The organism is Peribacillus sp. 05N428 (assembly GCF_056397085.1).
In genome coordinates this window covers 93,162-115,001 of sequence record NZ_JBFTMS010000010.1, presented here as the reverse complement: position 1 = coordinate 115,001, position 21,840 = coordinate 93,162, and the positions used below count along the sequence as shown (strand labels likewise).

General features: G+C 40.1%; 19 protein-coding genes, 1 pseudogene, 1 riboswitch and 1 other annotated feature. Of the genes and pseudogenes, 7 read left to right on the top strand and 13 right to left on the bottom strand.

What is annotated here, in order from left to right; translation table 11 throughout:
* Nucleotides 1–30: 30 nt before the first annotated feature.
* A complete protein-coding gene (locus tag AC1DIV_RS12215; RefSeq protein WP_340874161.1) occupies nucleotides 31–738 on the top strand; it encodes a cytochrome c biogenesis CcdA family protein in 708 nt (235 codons plus the stop codon).
* A gap of 800 nt (nucleotides 739–1,538) precedes the next feature.
* Here the strand turns inward: AC1DIV_RS12215 and AC1DIV_RS12210 are convergent.
* The 3 genes from AC1DIV_RS12210 to AC1DIV_RS12200 all read right to left on the bottom strand — a co-directional run bounded on the left by AC1DIV_RS12210 (nucleotide 1,539) and on the right by AC1DIV_RS12200 (nucleotide 4,215).
* Nucleotides 1,539–1,853, bottom strand: a complete 315-nt coding sequence (locus tag AC1DIV_RS12210) for a hypothetical protein (RefSeq protein WP_048684972.1) — start codon at nucleotides 1,851–1,853, stop codon at nucleotides 1,539–1,541.
* A gap of 255 nt (nucleotides 1,854–2,108) precedes the next feature.
* Complete coding sequence (locus AC1DIV_RS12205; protein ID WP_318292569.1) at nucleotides 2,109–3,344, bottom strand: S1C family serine protease; 1,236 nt, start codon at nucleotides 3,342–3,344, stop codon at nucleotides 2,109–2,111.
* 190 nt (nucleotides 3,345–3,534) lie between these two features.
* On the bottom strand, nucleotides 3,535–4,215 hold the full coding sequence (locus tag AC1DIV_RS12200; protein ID WP_340874160.1) for a hypothetical protein: 681 nt from the start codon (nucleotides 4,213–4,215) through the stop codon (nucleotides 3,535–3,537).
* Nucleotides 4,216–4,404: 189 nt separating this feature from the next.
* On the opposite strand from AC1DIV_RS12200, the gene AC1DIV_RS12195 reads away from it, so the two are divergent.
* On the top strand, nucleotides 4,405–4,761 hold the full coding sequence (locus AC1DIV_RS12195) for a hypothetical protein (RefSeq protein WP_048684962.1): 357 nt from the start codon (nucleotides 4,405–4,407) through the stop codon (nucleotides 4,759–4,761).
* Nucleotides 4,762–4,870: 109 nt separating this feature from the next.
* Here AC1DIV_RS12195 and AC1DIV_RS12190 read toward each other — a convergent pair whose 3' ends face one another.
* The 3 genes from AC1DIV_RS12190 to AC1DIV_RS12180 form a co-directional block, all read right to left on the bottom strand.
* Nucleotides 4,871–5,323, bottom strand: a complete 453-nt coding sequence (locus tag AC1DIV_RS12190) for a helix-turn-helix domain-containing protein (RefSeq protein ID WP_072272349.1) — start codon at nucleotides 5,321–5,323, stop codon at nucleotides 4,871–4,873.
* A 650-nt stretch (nucleotides 5,324–5,973) separates the two neighbouring features.
* Nucleotides 5,974–6,957, bottom strand: coding sequence for a ketoacyl-ACP synthase III (locus AC1DIV_RS12185; protein WP_063595309.1), 984 nt, complete (start codon nucleotides 6,955–6,957; stop codon nucleotides 5,974–5,976).
* Between the two features lie 284 nt (nucleotides 6,958–7,241).
* On the bottom strand, nucleotides 7,242–7,592 hold the full coding sequence (locus AC1DIV_RS12180) for a winged helix-turn-helix transcriptional regulator (RefSeq protein ID WP_034305903.1): 351 nt from the start codon (nucleotides 7,590–7,592) through the stop codon (nucleotides 7,242–7,244).
* Between the two features lie 125 nt (nucleotides 7,593–7,717).
* Between AC1DIV_RS12180 and AC1DIV_RS12175 the strand changes: the two genes are divergently transcribed.
* A complete protein-coding gene (locus AC1DIV_RS12175; RefSeq protein ID WP_048685545.1) occupies nucleotides 7,718–8,341 on the top strand; it encodes a nitroreductase family protein in 624 nt (207 codons plus the stop codon).
* A gap of 82 nt (nucleotides 8,342–8,423) precedes the next feature.
* On the opposite strand, the pseudogene AC1DIV_RS12170 reads toward AC1DIV_RS12175, so the two are convergent.
* A pseudogene (locus AC1DIV_RS12170) lies at nucleotides 8,424–8,767 on the bottom strand (ABC transporter permease); the annotation flags it as partial.
* A gap of 353 nt (nucleotides 8,768–9,120) precedes the next feature.
* Here AC1DIV_RS12170 and AC1DIV_RS12165 point away from each other — a divergent pair.
* On the top strand, nucleotides 9,121–9,651 hold the full coding sequence (locus AC1DIV_RS12165; protein WP_063595312.1) for an NAD(P)H-dependent oxidoreductase: 531 nt from the start codon (nucleotides 9,121–9,123) through the stop codon (nucleotides 9,649–9,651).
* Between the two features lie 71 nt (nucleotides 9,652–9,722).
* Here AC1DIV_RS12165 and AC1DIV_RS12160 read toward each other — a convergent pair whose 3' ends face one another.
* The 6 genes from AC1DIV_RS12160 to AC1DIV_RS12135 form a co-directional block, all read right to left on the bottom strand.
* The gene (locus tag AC1DIV_RS12160) at nucleotides 9,723–10,082 is read right to left on the bottom strand and encodes a winged helix-turn-helix transcriptional regulator (RefSeq protein ID WP_034305910.1); all 360 of its coding nucleotides are present in this window, start codon (nucleotides 10,080–10,082) and stop codon (nucleotides 9,723–9,725) included.
* Nucleotides 10,083–10,367: 285 nt separating this feature from the next.
* Nucleotides 10,368–11,372: an ABC transporter permease gene (locus AC1DIV_RS12155; protein WP_477576485.1), complete on the bottom strand. Its 1,005-nt coding sequence runs from the start codon at nucleotides 11,370–11,372 to the stop codon at nucleotides 10,368–10,370.
* Nucleotide 11,373: 1 nt separating this feature from the next.
* Nucleotides 11,374–12,876, bottom strand: coding sequence for a sugar ABC transporter ATP-binding protein (locus tag AC1DIV_RS12150; protein WP_477576483.1), 1,503 nt, complete (start codon nucleotides 12,874–12,876; stop codon nucleotides 11,374–11,376).
* 56 nt (nucleotides 12,877–12,932) lie between these two features.
* Nucleotides 12,933–14,045 (bottom strand): sugar ABC transporter substrate-binding protein, encoded by a 1,113-nt coding sequence (locus tag AC1DIV_RS12145; protein ID WP_477576482.1) that lies wholly within the window; start codon nucleotides 14,043–14,045, stop codon nucleotides 12,933–12,935.
* A gap of 115 nt (nucleotides 14,046–14,160) precedes the next feature.
* A riboswitch (SAM riboswitch) is annotated at nucleotides 14,161–14,266 on the bottom strand.
* Between the two features lie 94 nt (nucleotides 14,267–14,360).
* A complete protein-coding gene (locus tag AC1DIV_RS12140; RefSeq protein ID WP_477576480.1) occupies nucleotides 14,361–17,102 on the bottom strand; it encodes a GTP-binding protein in 2,742 nt (913 codons plus the stop codon).
* 476 nt (nucleotides 17,103–17,578) lie between these two features.
* Entirely contained in the window at nucleotides 17,579–17,752 is a 174-nt protein-coding gene (locus tag AC1DIV_RS12135) for a hypothetical protein (protein WP_169792912.1), read from the bottom strand.
* A gap of 207 nt (nucleotides 17,753–17,959) precedes the next feature.
* Nucleotides 17,960–18,206, top strand: a binding site (T-box leader).
* 98 nt (nucleotides 18,207–18,304) lie between these two features.
* Between AC1DIV_RS12135 and brnQ the strand changes: the two genes are divergently transcribed.
* From brnQ to AC1DIV_RS12120, 3 genes are all read left to right on the top strand, one after another.
* Complete coding sequence (brnQ, locus tag AC1DIV_RS12130) at nucleotides 18,305–19,636, top strand: branched-chain amino acid transport system II carrier protein (protein WP_251542468.1); 1,332 nt, start codon at nucleotides 18,305–18,307, stop codon at nucleotides 19,634–19,636.
* A 122-nt stretch (nucleotides 19,637–19,758) separates the two neighbouring features.
* Nucleotides 19,759–20,691 (top strand): aldo/keto reductase, encoded by a 933-nt coding sequence (locus tag AC1DIV_RS12125; protein ID WP_053533641.1) that lies wholly within the window; start codon nucleotides 19,759–19,761, stop codon nucleotides 20,689–20,691.
* A gap of 159 nt (nucleotides 20,692–20,850) precedes the next feature.
* Nucleotides 20,851–21,750, top strand: a complete 900-nt coding sequence (locus AC1DIV_RS12120) for a DMT family transporter (RefSeq protein ID WP_477576478.1) — start codon at nucleotides 20,851–20,853, stop codon at nucleotides 21,748–21,750.
* Nucleotides 21,751–21,840: the final 90 nt, after the last annotated feature.

Genomic DNA, 21,840 nt, shown 5'->3' with positions numbered 1-21,840 from the left:
ACATAATAATACTTTTCAGGTGGTTAAATCATGGAACAGCTTAATTTATTTCTTGCATTTGGTGCAGGGTTTTTATCGTTTTTATCCCCATGCTCTCTCCCTTTGTACCCAGCTTTTCTTTCTTATATTACCGGGGTATCTTTAAATGACTTAAAGAAAGAAAAAGGGATTTTCAAAAAGGAAGCTTTTATACATACTATTCTGTTCTTAATAGGGTTTTCCTTAATCTTTTTAGCTTTGGGGCTTTCCACCTCTTTTATAGGAACATTTTTCATGCAGTACCAAGACTTATTAAGGCAACTAGGTGCTGTAATAATGGTGTTTTTTGGTCTAGTTCTAACCGGTATGCTTAAATTTGATTTCTTACTTACCGATAAGAAAATGAACTTTAAAAGGAGGCCTTCAGGATACACTGGGTCTATCTTAATTGGCATAGGTTTTGCTGCAGGGTGGACCCCTTGTACAGGTCCTATACTGGCTGGTGTCATTGCTCTAGGAGTTACAGATCCAGGAAAAGGCATGCTTTATATGCTGTTCTATATTCTGGGTTTTTCAATCCCTTTTCTAATAATGTCATTATTCATTGAGAAGATGCACTTTATTAAGAAGAAAAGTTCTATATTAATGATGCTTGGTGGCATATTAATGATCTTGATGGGAGTATTATTATACTTTAATATGATGACTAAAATCATCTCCCTTCTGACTCAATTGTATGGAGGATTTACAGGTTTTTAATTTTAAACTAATTATTTATCAGAGTTTATTATTTTTGATGCGGATTTAATAGCCTTCATTGAGTCACAAAAAAAGAGTCATGTGCTATTCTTTTTCATTTAGACACTTATCCCAGTGTTATATACCAATAAAGTTGTTTACCTTTAACATCAAATTTTCATTATTCTTCCATTTGAAAATTCGACTTTTTTTAAAAATTTTTATCTCTCTCTTATTCAGTAGGACTCACTTTAACGACAATATAGTTTTTTACTTTTGTTCTTTAAACAAATTTAACTTCAATTAGGATATCTACTTCTTTTATTACAAGTAAGTCAGGGTGTAAACGGAATTTTGGTAAATAAAAAAACACAGAAAGCGTAGCTTTCAAGATATTTTTATAAATTTCACTTTTAACTACAAATAAGGGTACTTACTACTCAAGAACCCCATATAGATACATGCATCCCTTTGCATCTTCAAGTAAAAGTACAAAAAAAACCACAAAAAAAGGACTTTTGAAAAAATGTCCTTTTCTCGTGGATATAGTTCAAAATGTAAAGTTAGAACTTCCTGAATACGGGCAGTTCTTTGGATATCCAAGCACATCGTATGCATTCAATGAAAGGGTTCCTTAAAATATTTTAATACATAACGAGTGCCGTGTATTGTATTAAAATTTAATCGTTACAAATGATATGAAAGCGCATTCAATGAGTGAAATCAAATTGGCTCCCTGATAAACGAATCAGCTAGTTTTGTTCAAACATGTTAGTGAATCTGATGATAGTAAGCCAATTCATTACGCTATATTCTCGGTTTTAGTTACTGAATTCCGTACTTCTTTTTGTATGAGTTTTAGCCTTTGATTTCATTTTTATGATTTTAGTCGTTTCCGGTTCAATTCTTTCACCTTTATGTGTATTCATTACCATTTCTTCTGTCAGGACAAAAAATATACCAACTAGAAAAATGGCAGCTGCACTTAGTGTGATGGCGATTCCAACAACGGTAAATATATAATCCTTATTGTAATCGCTTACAAAAAAACTTAAAGCAAAAATAATAAATCCGATTACACAACCTGTGCCCGATACCCATTTCACTGCATCTAACATCTTCTGATTAGCTTCCATAATTTCATCCCCTTTCTTTCTATTTTATGACATTTCACAAATTTGTCAAATCTTTTCTATTTTTTAACATATTAACGATGAAAACCTTGACAAATAGAAGCCGCTACCATTCACTCTTAGGTATTCAAGACTATATGAAAAATATGTAAAACAGTGCAAATACACTATCTATTTTTCCGATATTAACCTTTTGTATACTATTAAAAACTTCTAAATAAAAGGCCCCTGATGAATGATCAGGGGCCTTATCTCTTTCTATGGTTTTTGCAAGGTTATCGTTACCGTTTTCTCTTCAGTACCTCGATACACTTTAATTTTTACTTTATCGCCGATTTTCTTATCTGTATATAAGTATTTCCTTAATGCTGCGGCAGTATTTATTTTCGTTCCATCAATATCAACAATGATATCCTGTTGCTTAAGCCCTCCGTTCGCCGCTGCCGAGCCCGCTTCTATACTCGTCACCATTACGCCGGATTCTGCAGCTTCTGGAACATTTTGAATGTAATATTGCGGCAGTTCATCTATACTGGCCAAGCTGACTCCTAAATACGGACGCGTGATTTTTCCATTTTCAATCAGTTCCGTAACAATCGGAATCACATCATTACTTGGTATGGCAAACCCTAAGCCTTCCACACCGTTTTCGGAAATCTTCAGACTGTTTATGCCAATCACTTCCCCAGCGGTGTTGATCAATGCACCGCCGCTATTACCAGGGTTGATCGCTGCATCTGTTTGAAGGACATCAAGTGCCCACTCCCCGTCCGAGGTATCGACTGAAATGGTGCGTCCGGTCGCACTTACGATTCCTTGTGTAACCGATCGTGAAAAATCAAGTCCAAGTGGGTTGCCAATTGCCAATACTTCTTCACCTGGACGCATGCTATCAGAATTCCCGAATTTAATTCCCTCCGGTGCTTTCGAGGAATCAATTGTCAAAACCGCCAAATCCGTCAAAGCATCAGCCCCGACAACAGCTGCCGTTGCCTTTTGTCCGTCATACAATGAAATTTCGACTTCCTTAGCTCCTTCAATAACATGATTGTTCGTGATGATATAGGCTTTCCCATCAGCTTTTTTATAAATGACCCCTGAGCCAGTTCCGCTCTCTACCGTTTCGCTCTCCGTGCTTTGCCGCTGGTACGGGTTCTGGCTTTGCATCTCCTGTAAATTCACGACCCCTACAATCGATTTGGATGCTGATTCGACCATCTCTGCCCTATCATTTGAATCCGTACTTGCCGATAACTTTTCCGCCGTGACACTTTTATCCTTTTCAACACTGTCCGTTTGCTGTATTCCTGCCGTTTCGGTTGACTCATTCACTGAACTTTTCCCTTGATCTATAAAGTCTCCGCCAAATAGAAATACAGACGATGTAACCATAGAAGCAACCGTTCCGGAAACAAGGCTAGTTATCCAGAGAGACTTACCCTTTTTCCGTTCTGCCTTGACTCTGACTTGCTCCTCACCATTATAATTCTCCATCTTTATCCCTCCTATGATTGTCCTTTACTTGCCTCAATCATAAACAGGAAATATTAAAAAATTCTTAAGAAAATAAAGAATTAGGCTACCTTTTAACAAAAATCATAAAATTTTATCGAATCCTGTATGTTTCCGCACCACAAAAAAAAAGGCCACAACAGAGGCCTTCAATTCGACCATTCAGTTATCCTTACATGACTTCATAAACTTCTTTGGTCTCCTTATTCACGCCATACCAGCCCCAAGTGGTTTTGTGGCCGCTTTTCTGACTAGGTTCATCTACCTCGAAAACATGAAAAATATAATCTCCCTTTTCGGCATCATGATCATATTCGATTTGTAAATGTGAAAAGTTTTCCATATCCACGTAATCCTTCACAAGCTTCTCCGCCTGAGATTTACTTAAGGGATGATCCGAATCCTTGCTTCCTTCTTTGCCTTTTGTATCCGTTGCCGCCTCATCTTCTGCCTTGGATCCTTCCTCAGTTGTTTCCTCCGCCGGTTTCGCTTCATCATTTCCCACTACTGCTTCTATCGTGGCTGAGTCTGAAACCGGGTGCATTTCCGCCGCCTTTGAAACCATTTGTTTACCTTCCCGGTATTTTGCTTTATATGCGGTTGCTTCTTCAAAATCTTTTTTGGCCGATTCAAAATCCTGTTCGTCGTATTTCTTCATTCCACTCGCCAGCAAACCGGAAAGATTCATTAACTCCCTTGATTTAGGTGTTTTTCCTTCTTTATAAGCTAATTCAAATGCCTCGTGGGCTTCTAAATAATTTTCCTCATTCAACTGACTTTTCCCTAAATCCATATTGGAGTCATAATTCCTTGTTACGCAGCCTGAAGCAATCAACACAAAAAAAACAACCATGATTGACCTCTTCACTATATCACCACTCCATTTACCATATTATCCTGTAAATCCATCTTAAACCATTTGATAAGGAATCCGATACCTTTATTTCCTATCTTTTTCATTAAGGAAATGTTTACTTTCATGATTAACTTTTTACAAATAGTGGTACAGAATAGATAAACGCTTGAAAGGGTGATGTGCAGAATGATACAGGAAAAACAGACCTACCATGTCGATTTGGTCAGCGGCGACGTACTCGGACAAAAACTTGAAGAGAATCCGAGCTTCACTGTACACGCAACTGATGAGGAACTTGCAGAATTGAAACAATGCTTGGAGGAACACCGGACAGATGACCTGGAGGCATATGCCCGATCACATGTGCCCTACCTTCTCTATCATCATGACCGGGCAAATGATAAATACGATGCAGCCATGAAAAGGCTTTATGCCCTCATTTATAAATTAGGGGATGAAACGGCACGAAATCATATTGAAGAAATTGGCATATTGAAAGATAACAAATTCGAGGGAAATGAAGAAGTGCAAAAGTTCAAATAAGAAATAGGAACAGAACCCGAAATTCAAAGGTTCTGTTCTTTTATGATCAAGTTTACAAAAGGGTTTCATTCCCTTGGGAATCACTATGCATTTTTAGAAGAGAGTATTTTTAATCCACATATTTATCCTTCAAATAATCCGAACCGATGCCGCCAATAACCATCAAAGCTAATGGTAAAAAATTCGATACAACTGGCATGCTTTTTAAAATGGTAATATCGGTGCCAGCAAATTTGTTAAGACCAAAAATAATTAATTTAGACACTAATAAAAATGCCCCTATTACTAACACGATATCAAAAAACATTTTCCTTTTTGGAAATGCTAACTGCTTACTTTCCCGTATTATTTTTTCTTTCAATTCCTCGTCACTCCTTAATAATTCATCTACCGTAATCTGAAATAAATCACTCAGATTAATGAGTACCTCAATACTTGGGTAATTTTTTCCTGTTTCCCATTTGGACACAGATTGGCGACTCACATGAATCTTCTCTGCAAGATCATTTTGTGACCAATTTCTTTTTTCCCGTTCTTTTTTTAATCGTTCGCTAAAAATCATAATGAGTTCATCGCCTTTCCTTCTCCTAGTATTGTGAGATGAATCGTGCAAAGTAAAGATAGTAATGAGCGCAATACTATGCAACCTATGAGTGACACCGAGGAATACCTTGATATATCAGGGTTTTCCGTTTAATTTTATGAAACTGCTGCAGAAAGAAAAAACATGAAAACTTCCAGTTGATTTCAGAAATCCGCTCCCTTTCCGCCGACTGTCTGCCAAGCCTCCTCGGCGCAAGCGCCTCCGGAGTCTCGGCTAGACAGTTATTCGGCAGGAGTGTCGCAAATTTCTTCAATCTAATGAGGGTTTCATAAAACAATAAAACATTAATAAGTATAACCTATTTAGTTTTAAAATCATGGTTCGGGATGTACCCACTCTAGAACCCTTTGATCTGACCCAATAAAGTTAGAATATATCCATTATTACAATCATCAGCTGTTCATAGTAAAATTAAAAGGCATGAGCCCGGTAGATAAACCGGGTTCATGCCCTCTAAATGCCTAACATTTTGGGTACACTTCAGTTCAAAGGTTCTGTTTTTGAAAAAGGATGTTGGGACATACCTCTGGAGAGTCATACCATAAGAAGGAAGCCAATCGGAGGCCTTCTTAAAGTGCAAACTAAATTATTAGTTGTAGAAAATAGCTTTATAGGGTCCAATCGATAAGCAATCCAGCTTGAGCTAGTCCACCGCCGAAACCATATAATAAAACCTTCTCACCACCACGGAGCTTCCCTTCTTTTATCCCTATTTCCAAAGATAATGGAATTGTTGCTGAAGAAGTATTTCCATACTCCACTAGGCTATATAAAGTTCGTTCGATTGGAAAGCCGCTTCTTTCACATATTGACTCGATCATTCTTAAATTTGCACTATGCGGCACGAACCAATCAACATCATTCAATTGATATTCAGCATTTTTCATCACAGTTTGCATTCCTTTTGGAACGGTCGTGACAGCCCATTTATAAACCTCACGTCCATTTTGTACAAGGTTGCCGCTATCATTTAAGTCTTCACCATTTATGCGTGTCGATAGGTTTGTACTATATAAATGTTTTCCGCCTTCACCCTCCGAATATAAATGTGAAGAAAGAAAACTTGGCTGTTTTTCATCATATTCTACAAGAACTGCTCCTCCGCCATCTCCAAATAAAATACAAGTGGCTCGATCTTCATAGTCCATAAGTTTTGATAAAGTATCCGCTCCAATAACTAGGATTTTCTTATTTAATCCCGATGTTACTAATCCATTAGCTACATGCAGCCCATAAGTAAATCCTGCACAGGCAGCGTTTAAATCAATAGCTCCAGTATTCTTAATGCCTAGCTTTGCTTGGACTAAAGATGCTACACTTGGAGTGTTGAAATCAGGAGTAAAGGTACAGACAATGATCATATCAACATCTTCGACAGATTTATCATACCGTTCCATTAAATCCTTTACAGCTTTATAACCGATATCACTAGTAAACTCCTCTTCATGTGCAATTCTTCGTTCTTTAATACCGGTACGTTTAACAATCCATTCATCATTGGTTTCAACCATTTTTTCTAAGTCTTTATTTGTTAACCTTTTTTCAGGAACATACGAACCTATCGCAGTAATACGTGCTTTGGATTTGAACATAGAATAGCCACCTCGTGTGTATGAATTGCATCATTTTATAACTTGATATTAACACCTGGTACTAATTATAAAGCAAAAAAAATCTTATGCAACTAACCGTTACATTAAAAAAGAGCGGGGCGGGGCAAAGCAGCTTTAAAGTAAAGCACCTGTTAGTTTAATACAATCTTTAGAGAGAATGCCAAAAGTCATCTTCAAGACATTTCCTCTAATAATATTAAATTCTGCTTGCCTTACTGAACTTGTCAAAAAAATCAACACTCCTTAGTTGAAGCAGATCTTACTTATTTATGATGACGACAGATTTGATCTTGCCTTTCGAGGTTTTGTTCGACTGCATATGTAGTGCCCCATTCACACATTGTATTTAATACAGGTACAAATGATTGACCTAACTCAGTTAAACTATATTCTACTTTTGGTGGTACTACTTTATATACTTCTCTTCGGACAAGCCCATCTCTTTCCAGCTGCTTTAATTGGTCGGTCAAGACTTTCTGGGTTATGGCCGGTATTAGAATATAAAACTCTTTTGTCCTCATTGGTTTTTGACTCAGAAAAAAGAGAATTAAGCATTTCCACTTTCCTCCTACAGTATTCATGAAAATATTTATTCCCGTATTTAGACTCTTCATTCCTCATTCCTCCTGAATAGGCACATAAAGGTGGCTATGCCACTTTATTGTGCGTTATTTTCTTCTACATCATGGGTCCATTATACTCTGATTATAAAGCAAATATAACATTGGGAGTGAACACGATGAGTGTAAGAGAGACTATAGAAAAAAGACGTTCCGTAAGGCAGTATGATCCCCATTATAAAATTAGTCCAGAAACGTTGGCGACACTTATTGAAGGAGCCAGTAAATCGCCTAACGGAAACAATATTCAAGCAACACGATACCTGGTTATAGATGAACCATATTTAAAGAATTTGTTACTGCCCATCGCTTTTAATCAACAACAGGTAATTGAAGCCTCAGTACTGGTTGTTATACTAGGTGATTATCAAGCATTTGAAAAAGAAAATATCATAATGATACATGAGGATGAATTTCAAAAAGGTTATTTTGACGCATCAGTAAGAGATTATCTAACAAACGCGGCAATCAATTATTATCTAAATAAATCAAAAGAAGATTTAAAGGTTGAATTAATAAGAGACGCAAGCCTGGCGTCAATGTCGTTAGTTTTATTGGCGAACGAGGCAGGTCTTGAAACCATTACAATGTCCGGGTATGATTCCGAACAATTAAAGTCAGCCTTAAACATTTCCGATAGGTATTTAGATGTTATGCTTATTGCCATGGGGAAAGGAATGAAAGAAGGTCACAAAACAGTAAGACACGATGTTAACAAAGTCATTTATAAAAACAAAATATAGTGAGTGTATTGGAAAGAGGGTTAAAAAGAACCCTCTTCCTCTTTCTTCTTAATCTTTCGTAAAACTTTAGTGTTTTAGCTAGCTTGTAGTAGGTTACCGCGAGCGCGAGCGCAAGGGCAAGAACTGTTCCTTTGACGATATCCATCGCATAATACGGAACGGACATCCATGATCAGCCCATTTTGAAGGATTCCGATCAGGACTGCACCGATGAAGGTTTCAAAGGCATTCGGTTTTCCCGCTCCTAAAACGGAGGAACCCAATGAAGGCTGCCGCGACGGTATTAATAGCGGAATCCTGAATTGATTTCCGATTTCATGCCCCTTAAAGCAAGGACAATTCCCCCGATTGCAGCAAATAAAGCTGAAATAGATAGATATTAACTGATATCCCGGAAAGTCTAGCCGCTTCCTTATTTCCCCCAATCTAAAAAGGAATCAATCACATCTCTTACAAATTCCCATTCCAGGCGCTTTTGTTTAAAGCCTTCTTCACCCACTGATGTAAGTCTGTAATATTTTCTTCACGAACAATTTTTGGCTAATTCAAAGCCGTACATATCCCTCCTATGTAAAAGTGACAGGATGAGCGGGTCTATCTGACCTTTTAAGTTTCCCTTATTAACATCTTCCTCATATTGGAATTTACAGATTGTTTTTTTAGTTATACCTGATTTAACACTCTCCTTTAGGTAAGTACCTATACTAAAAGTGCATACTTACGTACTTGCAGAGTGCAATTTATACTTAAAATAAATAATAATTAAGGAGGAGAAATCTTTGAAAACTCTTGTTATCGTAGCACACCCCAGTCTAGAAACATCCCTCATAAATAAGCGATGGGTAGAAGCGCTAAGGAAATATCCGGAAAAGTATACAGTACACGAATTGTATAAGGTTTACCCTGACGGAAACATTAATGCGGAAAAAGAACAGCAATTAATCGAATCGCATAGTAATCTTGTTTTACAGTTCCCTTTTTATTGGTTTAATTGTCCGCCTCTCCTAAAAAGATGGCTTGACGATGTTTTTACTTATGGTTGGGCTTATGGTTCAAATGGAGGGGATAAATTAAAGAATCGCAAAGCTGCTTTAGCTGTATCTGCCGGAATTAACAAAGAGGATTATAGTGAAGAAGGAAGATATCGCTATACACTTGAACATTTATTATCTCCCTTTGAAACTACCTTCCTTTACTGCAATGCAGATTATCGTTCATTCTTTGCGTTTTATGGTGCTGAAAATGAGCCATCCGTGAGCGAATTGGAAAAAAGCGCACAAGATTATTTGAATTTTGTCGATAACCTTTAATAGGCAGTTCATTAAAGAAGTATTTCCTTGTCAGGGAAATACTTCTTTTGATTTAATCAAAATAGCTACACCTACTGCTGTTTAGTCTCCTGAACTGGCAAACTGTTTTTCTCTCCCCACTCGCACATCATATTTAACAATGGGATGAGAGATAGACCACGTTCAGATAATGAATATTCTACTTTTGGAGGTATTTGGGGAAATTCCTTGCGTATGATAAGGCCGTCTGCCTCCAACTCTTTTAACATGATGCTTAGCGTTTTAAAGGAAATGGTACCGATACTTCGCTTCAGCTGATTATGACGCATGACCTTATTTTCAGACAGCCAATACATTATGATCATTTTATATTTGCCGCCTATCAAGGACAGCGTATATCCAAAGCCAGTTTCATTCGGTTTCACACCTGCCGGAACACAGGTTTCGCGCATAAGTCTACACTCTCCTTTAGATAAGTATATGATATGAATGTTCATACTTTACAATAGATCATTATCAATCTTATTAAAAGGTAAATAAGGTTCCTATAAAAATTACAATTGCGGTCAATCTTTATACTCCAACAATGAGGGTTCAAAAAGTGCTCCTGCCACCATTTTAGCGTAAGTAAAATGATGACGATCTCCTTAACCCATCCCTTTTTAAAAAGGAAAAATCCTGTTGCATTACAACAGGATTTTTTTTGGATTTTTGTAGAGTAACGCAACGAATACATTTTACTGTTTTTGCTTGTAATAGGTTACCGCGAGCGCAAGGGCCAGCACTGTTCCTTTGACGATATCCATCGCGTAATACGGAACGGACATCATGATCAGCCCATTTTGAAGGATTCCGATCAGGACTGCACCGATGAAGGTTCCAAAGGCATTCGGTTTTCCCGCTCCTAAAACGGAGGAACCAATGAAGGCTGCTGCAACGGCATCCATTAAATAGGGGGATCCTGAATTGATTTCCGATGTCATGACCCTTGAAGCAAGGACAATTCCCCCGATTGCAGCAAATAGAGCTGAAATCAGATAGGCAAGTATTTTGTATTTATTAACCGATATCCCGGAAAGTCTCGCTGCTTCCTTATTCCCCCCAATAATGTACATATAACGACCGTGCTTCGTATAAGTCAAAAAGATATGGGTCGCTATCACAATGACGGCCATGATCAGGATTATCCATGGTACTTGGCCAATTTTGGCGAAAAACGGGCTGATCAGTCCTGTTGCGAATGTCCCGTCGGGCATGACCATATTTTGCGAAACCGTGGCCCCTTTTGTATAAGTAAGGGCAATTCCCTGAATAATGAACATGGTAGCCAATGTCATCAGCATGTCGGGAATTCTTAATTTAACGATCATGAATGAATTCAAAGCCCCTACGAAAAGTGAGGCACCGACCGCAGCTAATATGGCGATGAATGTATCCTGGGAAAACCAGACAAACATCGAGATGACGATGGCATTGGCCAATGATGCGACGGAGCCCACGGAAAGGTCGAAGCCATCCACGGTCAGTGATATCGTAATGCCGATCGCAATAATGGTCACGATTGAAATGGAACGCAGGATGTTTATCAGGTTAGACGTTTGGATGAAAGATGGATTGGATACGGCGAAAATTCCAATCAGAATGATAATCGTCAATATTGTGCCGTATTTATAGAAAAAGTCGAATAGTTCCACCTTTTTCTTCGCTTTCGCTGTCTGTGTAACAGGAATGGGTATGCTCATCCTATTTACCTCCTGTTGAATAGAATAGTAGTTCTTCTTCATTCGTTTTGCTTGTTTCTAATTCGATGACAGTGCTCCCGTCATATAACACATAGGTCCGGTTCGTAATGCCAATGATTTCGGAAACCTCGGAGGATGCATAAATGATCGCTTTTCCATTCCTTGCAAGCTTTGCAATCAATTCGAATATATCCTTCTTGGCTCCGACATCGACCCCTTTCGTTGGTTCATCGAATATGTATACATCCGCATCTGCCATAAGCCATTTTCCAATGGCAACTTTTTGCTGGTTACCACCGGATAGGTTTTCGACCTTCACTTCCCCTGAAGGAGTTTTAATGCCGAGAATTGCGATTATTTCCTTCGCCTTTTCCTTTTCCGCCTTACGATCGACGACACTGAATGTTTTGCAGAATTTGCCGAGACTGGCTGCAGTCAAGTTTGCCGAGACTGATTCCTGTACAAGGACCCCTTCTTTCCTGCGTTCCTCAGGTACAAGTGCCAGCCCGCTTTTTACTGCTTCATGCGGTGATTTCAGAGAAAGCTTTCGACCATTCAGGATGACTTCACCCGCTGTGATGGACGTATGACCGAAAAGGGTTTTACACAGCTCCGTTTTCCCAGCCCCGACCAACCCAGCCAAGCCGATTATCTCTCCTGCTTTAATATTCAAACTGACATTCTTAACTTTCTCGGCATCTGACAATCCGTTCACTTCCAGAATTACGTCTCCAATCGAAGCATTCACTTCAGGAAACTGTTCATCCATGGTTTTCCCGAGCATGTTCTCTACCACTTCGGTACGGGTTATGTCCTCGATTTTTCGACAAGTGACACGCTCCCCATTCCTCATGATCGTAATTTCCTCACAGATTTCAAAAATCTCAGGCAGACGATGTGAAATGAAAATGATTGCCACGCCTTTTTGCTTTAACTCATTTACAATTCGAAAAAGTTCCGTCGTCTCCGTATGACTTAACGGAGCAGTTGGCTCGTCGAGAATCAGGAATTTGCATTCTGTCGAAACGGCTCTTGCTATCAGGACCATCTGTTTTTCAGCCAAGGTAAGGTCTCTAACCAGCTTTTTCGAAGGGACATGAATTTTCATATCTTCAAGAATAGAAGTGGCTTTGTTGTGCAGTTCTTTCCATTGTACCCTTTGTTTTTTTCCCATGTTTTGGACCATATCATTCAACATTACATTTTCCCCAACTGTTAAATAAGGGATGAGGGCGGTATCCACTTCCTGATAAACTATTTGAATGCCCTGTCCCTGAGCAGCTTTTGGCGAGCGGATATCCCACTTCATCCCATCAATAAAAATGTCACCTGAATAATGAACATGGGCTCCCGATAAAACTTTCATTAACGTCGATTTCCCTGCTCCGTTTGCACCGACCAATGCGTGGGCTGTTCCTGATTGTACGGAAAAATCAACATCACTCAGCGCCTTCACCCCCGGAAATTCAATCGAAATCTTCTTCATTTCTAGTTGCTTGCCCATGTCCATTCCCCCTTATAGAACAGACACTCCCTTCGCTGGAAAGAGAGTGTCTCTTTTTATTTTTTATAATGATCTTTCAAAACCTTCATCCAATCTTCTTCAAATTCCGTCGATACCCCCCAGCCATCGACAATATCAGACAGGTTTGCCATGTTTACCGCTTCTTTTGAAGCTTGGATTTGCTTTTGCGAAATAAGTGATGCCTCCAAATCATATGTTTGCGGCGTTTCTTCGCCAGCTAATTTTTTAGCCAATATCCTCATATTCACTGCACCGATCAACTTGGGATCGACTGCTGCCGTGTAGGACCATGAGCTATCAGCCGATTGGATCTCCTGGAGATCTGCGTTCGAAACATCAATTCCATATATCTTTACTTCATCGCGGCCCGCTTCTTTAATCGCCCGGGCTGCACCGATAGCAAAGGCATCCCATGTTGCGAAAATGGCATCCAATTTACCTTTAGGGTATTTATTCAGCATTGCGGCTACAGCATTTTGTGTCTGCACCGAAGTATCAGCGGATGCCACTCCGAATCTTTCGACTTCTTTAATCCCAGGATTTTCTTTTAATTTTTCCTGATATACTGCATTTCTTCTTACCATTGGAGGAAAACCATCCACCCAAAGATATGCAATTGCCGCTTCACCTTTCTGTTCTTTTATCAGTTTATCGAAAGCCAGTGTTGCCAGCGCTTCATCATCTTGTGAAGTTAATGTCACGCCCTCTATTTTAGATAGATCGCTTATTGAATCGAATGTGACAACGCTTTTACCTGCATCAACCAACTTCTGAACGTCATTTACAGTTGCAGCATCATCACCATGTGAAATGATATAGCCGTCGTAATCTTCCTCCAAAGCCTGTGCTATCGCATCATGGAATTTAGCCGTATCACCATTGGCTGTGTACGTATCGACTTGAAACCCCAGTGCTTCTCCTTCTTCTTTCGCCCCCGCCAGGTATTGGGCAGTATGATCATCACCGCCAATTTTACGGATCACCTTGATTTTGGCTCCATCGCCATCAGCAAATCTCTCCGGGACATTTTCAAATGATACTTTTTCTTCTTTCTTCGATTCTGTGGAACTCTGCCCTGCAGTGCAACCCGTTAAAAGCAAAGCCGAAGCGATGGCAGAAATGAATATCCCTTTAATAGACCTTCTCATCTTGTTTCCCTCCATGTTTTCTCATTAGTCTTATCAGTTAAGTCGGTGTAAATCCCAAAATAAAAACCTCTCTAATATAGAGAGGTTTAATCGGCTGTTTTGCAGACTTGTCCCTCTCTTATCTGTCAAAACATTTCTGTTTTGCAGGATTTAGCACCAATTCCTAATGGAACGGTTGCTGGGCATCTTAGGGCCAGTCCCTCCGCCACTCTTGATAAGAGATATATTGTGTTACGTTTTCGTAATTATCACTTTATAGGGATATAGTCGTAAAGTCAATAGATTTTTGAATATTTGAAATGTTTCCCGTTATTTTTATTTTCTTTGAAGCTGGGCTAGACGCTTTTTCTCGATTTTTTCAAGCCTCTCCAACTGCCTTAATTTCACTTCGAACAACGTGATCGGATCACGGTAAACCTCAGGATTTTCTTTCATATGCTCCAATGCAGCCTGGTAGTCTTTTATTTCAGTCTGCGTCTGCTCTATCGTTTTTTGAAGTAAGGCAAATGAACTGCGATAGAAAAGTGAGATGTCCCGATCCAGTGATTTTTCAAACAATCCAAATTGGGTTAGGAAACGTTCCGTGATCATTTCGGCAACATCCAGGTAATCTTCACTTTCCAGGTATTTCTTGTAACGATTGTACATATTGGCCTTATTTTGCGGTATCGCCCCAAATAGCTTCCCTGCTCCTTTAAGCAGCAATTGTGATGGAGTCCTGCGCAAAAGGATATTAACGTTTTCGATGCGGATACTGCTTGTCATCCGGTCGGCATCACGGCGCCAGTCATCCAATACCCTGAAGTCACCTGCCAGTGTAATCCGTTCTTCTTTGTATAATTCATTGAATCCGGCACTCATCTCATCCATGAACTGCTGGCTTTGTGAGAACTCCATTTGGGAACTGGCAATCCAGTCTTGAAGAGAACGGTAATATTGAGGCATGATCTTGTCAGAAATGAAGTTTTGAATCCGCTCATTCATTTCCTGGTTTAACTGTACATGGACCTGACTGAAATCACTGCTTTCCGTTAACGATTTAGAGCAATCCCTCAGTAATTCAGGAATTTTTGAATAAAGCTGACTTTTCACTTCGTCCTTAAGCGAACGATACGACCTTATGATATTTTCACTTTTTTCTTTTTCCAGATCAGCCAGTTGATTGACCGCTCCATTCAGTTTGACTTCCATCTGCTCATTCCAAGAGATGGAATGCTCGCATTTCCGCTCATTGGCTGCCCGTTTTTCTAATAGATAAGATAAAGTTTTACGAATGAATGCCAGGATTTTTTCAGATCTTCTTTCCTTCCAATTATCATCTTGATAATTCGATTGAAGGAAGGCTGAAAGGTCCTTCAATTGCTGCCTGCTGTCATAATGTTTGGAGAAAGCGAACACTTTCGCATTCGGGAAATATGCATTCACTTTATCCCATGTTTCGTCTTCCATCCGGACTGCGACCTGATCACTGTATATCGTATCCATTTTATTTAATAGGAAATGGATCGGCAGTTTCGGAGCCATCATTTGAATTTCCAATAACAGATCCCTTTCGCTGCCGGTGAAAGGAGCCCGGGCGTCAAGAACGAACATCAGGCCATCACTGCCATGTAAATAGCCTTGGAAATCGGATTCCACGCTTTGTTCCCCATTGAACCCCGGTGTATCCAATAACCGCAGATGATTATTTCTTAGGTAGTCACTGATGATTGTCACATCGACAATAGTCCCGCGCTGACGGCGTGTTTCATCCAAATCAGTTAGCTCCTCGACAACTTTGCTATCTGTATCGGTAATTTCAAGGATTTCCAAATCATCCCCGTCTTTGACACTGACTAGGGAAGAATGGTCCTCAGCAGCAATGCTCTCGCCAACGATTGACTGAATAAAGGATGTCTTGCCATTTCCTGTACTTCCTGCAAGAAGGAGATTGAAATTCCTGGTATCCTTAAGCCCCTCCACCATCCATTTAAGCTTATTGCCAACCCTTAAATCATTATCTTCAGCCCACTGGATAATGGAATTGAACAGTTTCTCTCCCGCTTCCAGTCCGCCTCCCAATTTAGGCGATTTCGAAAGCAGGCTCTCTGCATCCTGAATGACCAGCGCATTGACCGTATCCGGGAAGATTTCATTCCAGGACAACGTGGATGCCGCCGCAAACAGCGAAAGCTCCCCGTCTGCGATTTTGAGCCAGTTTTCCAGCAACCTTGGCACGACAGGACTTAATTCTTTGATTAGATGCGTTCCTTCTAACAGACCTGCATATGCATCCCTGTAATAGACGGAAAGCTCATCCCATACATCCGCATGGTTCAATTCGATGGTATCTATCAAATTATTAATCACTCTTAACCATTCGAAATAAGAATCCGTATATTTATAATTTTTCCAAAGGGCAACCGTCATTTTCTCGAAACGTTCCTGGTCGCGTGTGTATAGCGAACCAAGGACAGTTGAGAAATAATCCGGCTCCATCGATTGGGCAACACCCTGCTGGATATACGTTTTCAGCACATCGAACCAGCCCATTGACTCTGTACGGATACTTTCATTCGCCGCTAATACCACCGCACTGTTCCAATCCTTTTGTTCTTCAAAAAAGGCGCGTGCGATTTCCGTGACATTCGGGTAGTCCGGTTGAAACTCGACTGCTTCTTTCACGACTTTGGAAGCCAAATCATTTCTCGATTCCACTATGTACAGGGAAAACAGCTGCAAAAGAACTTCTGTTTTCAAGACAGCTTCATCCGTATCGACGGATTTATAGATATCCTCTGCGGTTGAATACATTTCCAATTCAAAATACGCATCAGCGATGTTTTTCTTCGCCCATGAACCAAGTTCCCCTTCTATGTTTTCCCATTTAAAAATGGCTGCTTCATAGTCATGATGCTGAAAATATACCTCTCCTTGAGCAAATCTAATTGCGGTTAAATCGGATCTTTCCTTTTTTTGTTCCACGAGAAACATTTCACCCAAAGCTTGAATGGGGTGCTTCCTTGTATCCTCAAGCATCGTTTCATAATATTTTTTTCCGATCAGACGTTCGTCCATCTTTATTCCTCCGATATATTTCATATTTTCAATTAAAGGATAATCACTGATTCTATTAGACTTATAGCAGACCTAATATTCAATTTATAGGTTCCTTTAGTTAAAAAATCATTTACAAAACCTTAAAATGTTATTTTAGCAAAACAATATGGTAACAACATGTCACCACTCTTACAATTTTAAAACAGAAACAACTGGAACTGTAATGTTTTTAATAAACCGATACAGAGATGTCATTTCCATTTTCGAGAAAATATGTTTTTCTAGTCTAACCACATATCAGCTAGAAGTGAGCGAACCATTCTTCATCCCTCTAAATGACCAGAAGCCCAGCCCTCCAACTTACCTATAAACGGTAAAAAACAAAATCACCCTGCCTCTTCCATTAAACATATAAAAAAGCAGTACCCTCATTCATAAAAGGTAACTGCTCAATGATAAGCTCCGAACAGTACTTGTCCTTTGACGAATTAGGATTATACCCCTGTACGCTTACGTTGGTTATTCGGCTTTTTGGTCAACTGGCTTTTAAGCTGTTTCGTTTTCTTCACAACGCCTGTTTCCAGTTTATCTTTACTTGATCCCGCTTGCTTTTGAGCCAGTTTTTGTTTGACTGCATCCGCCAGGCTTAATTTTTTATTATCAGACATGCTGTTGTCTCCTTTAGTGTTCTGCCTTCTATTATAATATAGTTGCGATTAGAAAGATAATAGGGAGTAATATCCTATTCTTCTTCAAAAAACAATCTTAATAAAGGAGGTTTCGCCAAATGGGGACTAATTTCCTGCTCCTTTAAAAGGATTAATGATAAATTATGTTGACTTCATAATCAGAATTTGCTAAATTATCTTTATATTATAAAATCTATGAAGAGAAAGAGTAAGATGAGAACCCTGTTCCACAGAGAGTCGACATGTGGTGGAAGTCGATGTCCAAGGCCTATCCGAAAATCATCTCTGAGATGCAAAGCTGAAAATGCAGTAGGCTTTGACGGGTTTCCGCCGTTACAATGGATCACGTATGAATTCGTACGTTGACTGAGTGCCGCAGCTTCTTTGAAGTGCGGAATATGGGTGGTAACGCGAGCACAAACTCGTCCCTGATTTTTCAGGGGCGAGTTTTTTATTTGCACAAAACACTTTAATTAGCCTTTTTCAGGCCAGTCGGCGGGAGTTATCATTTTAAAAAAAGGAGAAATCACCATGAAAAAAACAGACACATTATTTATCGGCCTTATGCTTTTCTCAATGTTCTTCGGAGCCGGGAATCTCATATTCCCTCCATTTTTAGGAGCATCTTCTGGAACTTCTTTCTGGCCAGCCATCGCCGGTTTTGTCGCCACCGGAGTCGGCCTGCCAATTTTGGTGCTTCTTGCAGTCTCACTTGTTAAAGGCGGGGCACAAACCATCGGTGCCCGAGTACATCCCCTATTCAGCACGTTGTTCATGGTCGTAATCTATTTAAGCATCGGGCCGTTTCTGGCCATTCCGCGGAATGCGAATGTTGCCTATGAAATGGGCTTCAAGCCGTATCTTGGCGACTCTGTGGATCAACCACTATTTCTATTCATGTTCACAACCATATTTTTCATCATCGTTTATGCCATTTCATTGAATCCGGAAAAAATGGAAACCTTCATGGGGCGCTGGATTACACCTGTTCTACTTTTGTCCATGGTCATTCTCTGTGTCGTTGGGTTCGTAAAGCTTGATGCTCCTTTCCAAGCTCCAACCGAAGCATATGCTGCAGGAGCCTTTTCAAAAGGGTTCATCGAAGGCTACAACACGATGGATGCTCTAGCTGCCTTGGCCTTTGGGATCGTCATCCTTACTTCAATCCAGCAAAGGGGGATTTCCGAACGAAAACAATTGACGAGATATACAGTAAAAGCGGGTCTCATCGCTGGCGTTTTGCTTTCTTTAGTTTATATCTCCTTAGGTGTAATGGGAGCACGCATGGCGGCTGGTGGGTCATTCGAAAACGGAACGGATATCCTCACTGTCGCATCCACCCTTTTACTAGGAACCGGCGGGAAGGTCCTTCTTGGCATCATTTTCACTTTGGCATGCTTCACCACCGTTGTCGGGTTGACGACTGCTTGCGGACAGTATTTCTCAAAACTTTTCCCAAGGCTGAAATATAAAACCGTCATTCTGATTGTAACAATCGTCGGTTTCATCCTTTCAAATATGGGTCTGAATCAAATTCTGAAAGTATCGGTACCATTCCTTGTGATGGCTTATCCGCTAACGATCGTCCTGATTGTCCTGACATTCTTCAGCCGTCATTTCAAAAACCCGAAGAAGGTTTATCGCAGTGCAATGACTTTCACAGGAGTTTTCGCCTTGATGGATGGGCTGAATGCTTTCGGCTTACAATTAGGACCCGTACAAACCTTGACTGATGTCCTTCCCCTTTCCGCTTACGGCATGGAGTGGGTCATCCCTGCTCTCGTCGGTACAGCCCTTGGCATTCTGCTCAGTCAAATCGGACAAACAGCTCCAGCTGAGGAGATGGAAATCGAAACACTATAATAATGAAGTAAGCAGGTGATTTTACCGGTCATCTGCTTATTTTGTACACACCTTCATTGCTTTATTTTGGAAATCGGCAACGACTTTTTGTTATGATGGGGTCAAAGGAGATGATAAGTAATATGTCTAAGCAAACCCGTATTGGTAAAACAGATCTGTATGTAAACCCGATTGGCCTTGGCACGAATGCAATTGGCGGACATAACCTTTTCCCTAATCTAAGTGAGGATACAGGAAGGGATGTTTTGAGAACGGCATTGGAAGAAGGAATCAACTTTTGGGATACAGCTTACATTTACGGTCCTGAACGTTCAGAAGAACTTATCGGTGAAATCCTTAAAGAGAGTCGCAAACGCGAAGACATAGTCCTTGCCACTAAAGGGGCACACAAATTTGTCGATGGCAGCATCGTTTTTGATAACTCTCCCGCTTTTCTGAAAAATGCCGTGGACTCGAGTCTAAAAAGGCTCCAAACAGACTACATCGACTTATTCTATATCCATTTCCCTGATGGTGATACCCCTAAAGATGAAGCAGTAGGTGCCTTAAAGGAATTGAAGGATGCAGGCAAGATAAAGTCAATCGGCGTCTCTAACTTTTCGTTCGAACAATTGAAGGAAGCGAATAAAGACGGCTATGTCGATGTCCTGCAATCCGAGTACAATCTATTCAAACGGGAGGCAGAACAAGACCTGCTGCCATATACAGCCGAAAATAATATTTCCTTCATTCCTTATTTCCCCCTTGCTTCCGGTTTGCTCGGCGGCAAATATAATCAGGAATCAACATTCGATGACGGCCGGGCAAAAAGTCCGCTTTTCCAAGGACAAGCCTTTGTAAGCAACTTGCAAAAAGTGGAAGAAGTACGGGCGATTGCCAACAGGAAGCATACCGATGTCGCCGATGTCGTACTAGCTTGGTATTTAACTAGGCACTCGATAGATGTACTGATTCCTGGAGCGAAGAAACCAGAACAGGTCACACGCAACCTACAAGCCTTGGACGTCGATCTAACCATGGATGAAATCGCCGAAATCAGTGCCATTTTCGCTTAATATAGATGTGTGAAAAGGCTGTTCAGCTAAAGATGAACGGCCTTTTTATCCTGTTCAGTGGTTCATCCAAAATTGACTGATAGGCCCCCTATATTGCTTAGGTACCCCTATTTTGCTATATTTAGTGAATATTCCATAAATTGAGGAAGAGGCAGTCAGATGAAAAAATCTATTGTTATTTTATTTCTTATCTTGGCAAATTTGTTCTGGGCCGGTAATTATATATTCGGAAAGTACGTTGTGACCGAACTTTCCCCGATCCAACTAACATTTACGCGATGGCTAATCGCCGTTTTCTTATTGTTTCCTTTAGCGCAATGGATTGAAAAGCCAGACTGGAAGAGTGTATGGAAAGCCTGGAAATTGTTATTAGTCATGGGTGTGCTCGGGATCATCAGTTATAATTTTTTCCTTTATTGGGCTCTGACCTATACAACTTCCATGAATGCCGCTCTTGTCAATTCCATGAACCCTGCATTAATTGTTCTTTTTTCCGCTTTGCTGTTAAAGGAGAAAATTACATCCCTCCATTCACTCGGACTTATCATATCTTTATTCGGCGTTTTATTGGTCTTGACAAAAGGACACCTTCTGGATATATTCCAGCTCACTTATAATAAAGGCGACCTATTGATGATCCTGGCTATTCTCGTTTGGACCTTCTATTCTATAATCGGGAAAAAATTGAAAAACATTCCGATCATCTCAGCCACTGCCGTTTCCGTATTTCTCGGATTGATTCTCATTGCTCCATTTGCCATTGGCTCGGGAATGAACCTTGATTTAAGCAGTAAAGCCATCATCGGTCTCTTATATATCGGGATTTTCCCTTCTGTCGGGTCATTTATTTTCTGGAATATTTCCCTTCGTCATATCAATGCCGGCCAGGCTGGGATTTATCTAAATCTGATTGCAGTATTTACAGCCATTCTTAGCCTTATTTTGGGTCATGCGATTACGATCATCCAAACCCTCGGTGGCCTCCTTGTTTTCCTCGGGGTCTACCTGACAAGCAAAAAGAAAAAAGCAGATCCGTCAGCTGTCACGAAGAACATGTAAAGGGCATCCAGTGATACTCATCAACTAACGCTTTCTTCTCTTTTCCCCTTGTCTATGCACCATGATTTACGTTATCCTTTAAAGAAGAAA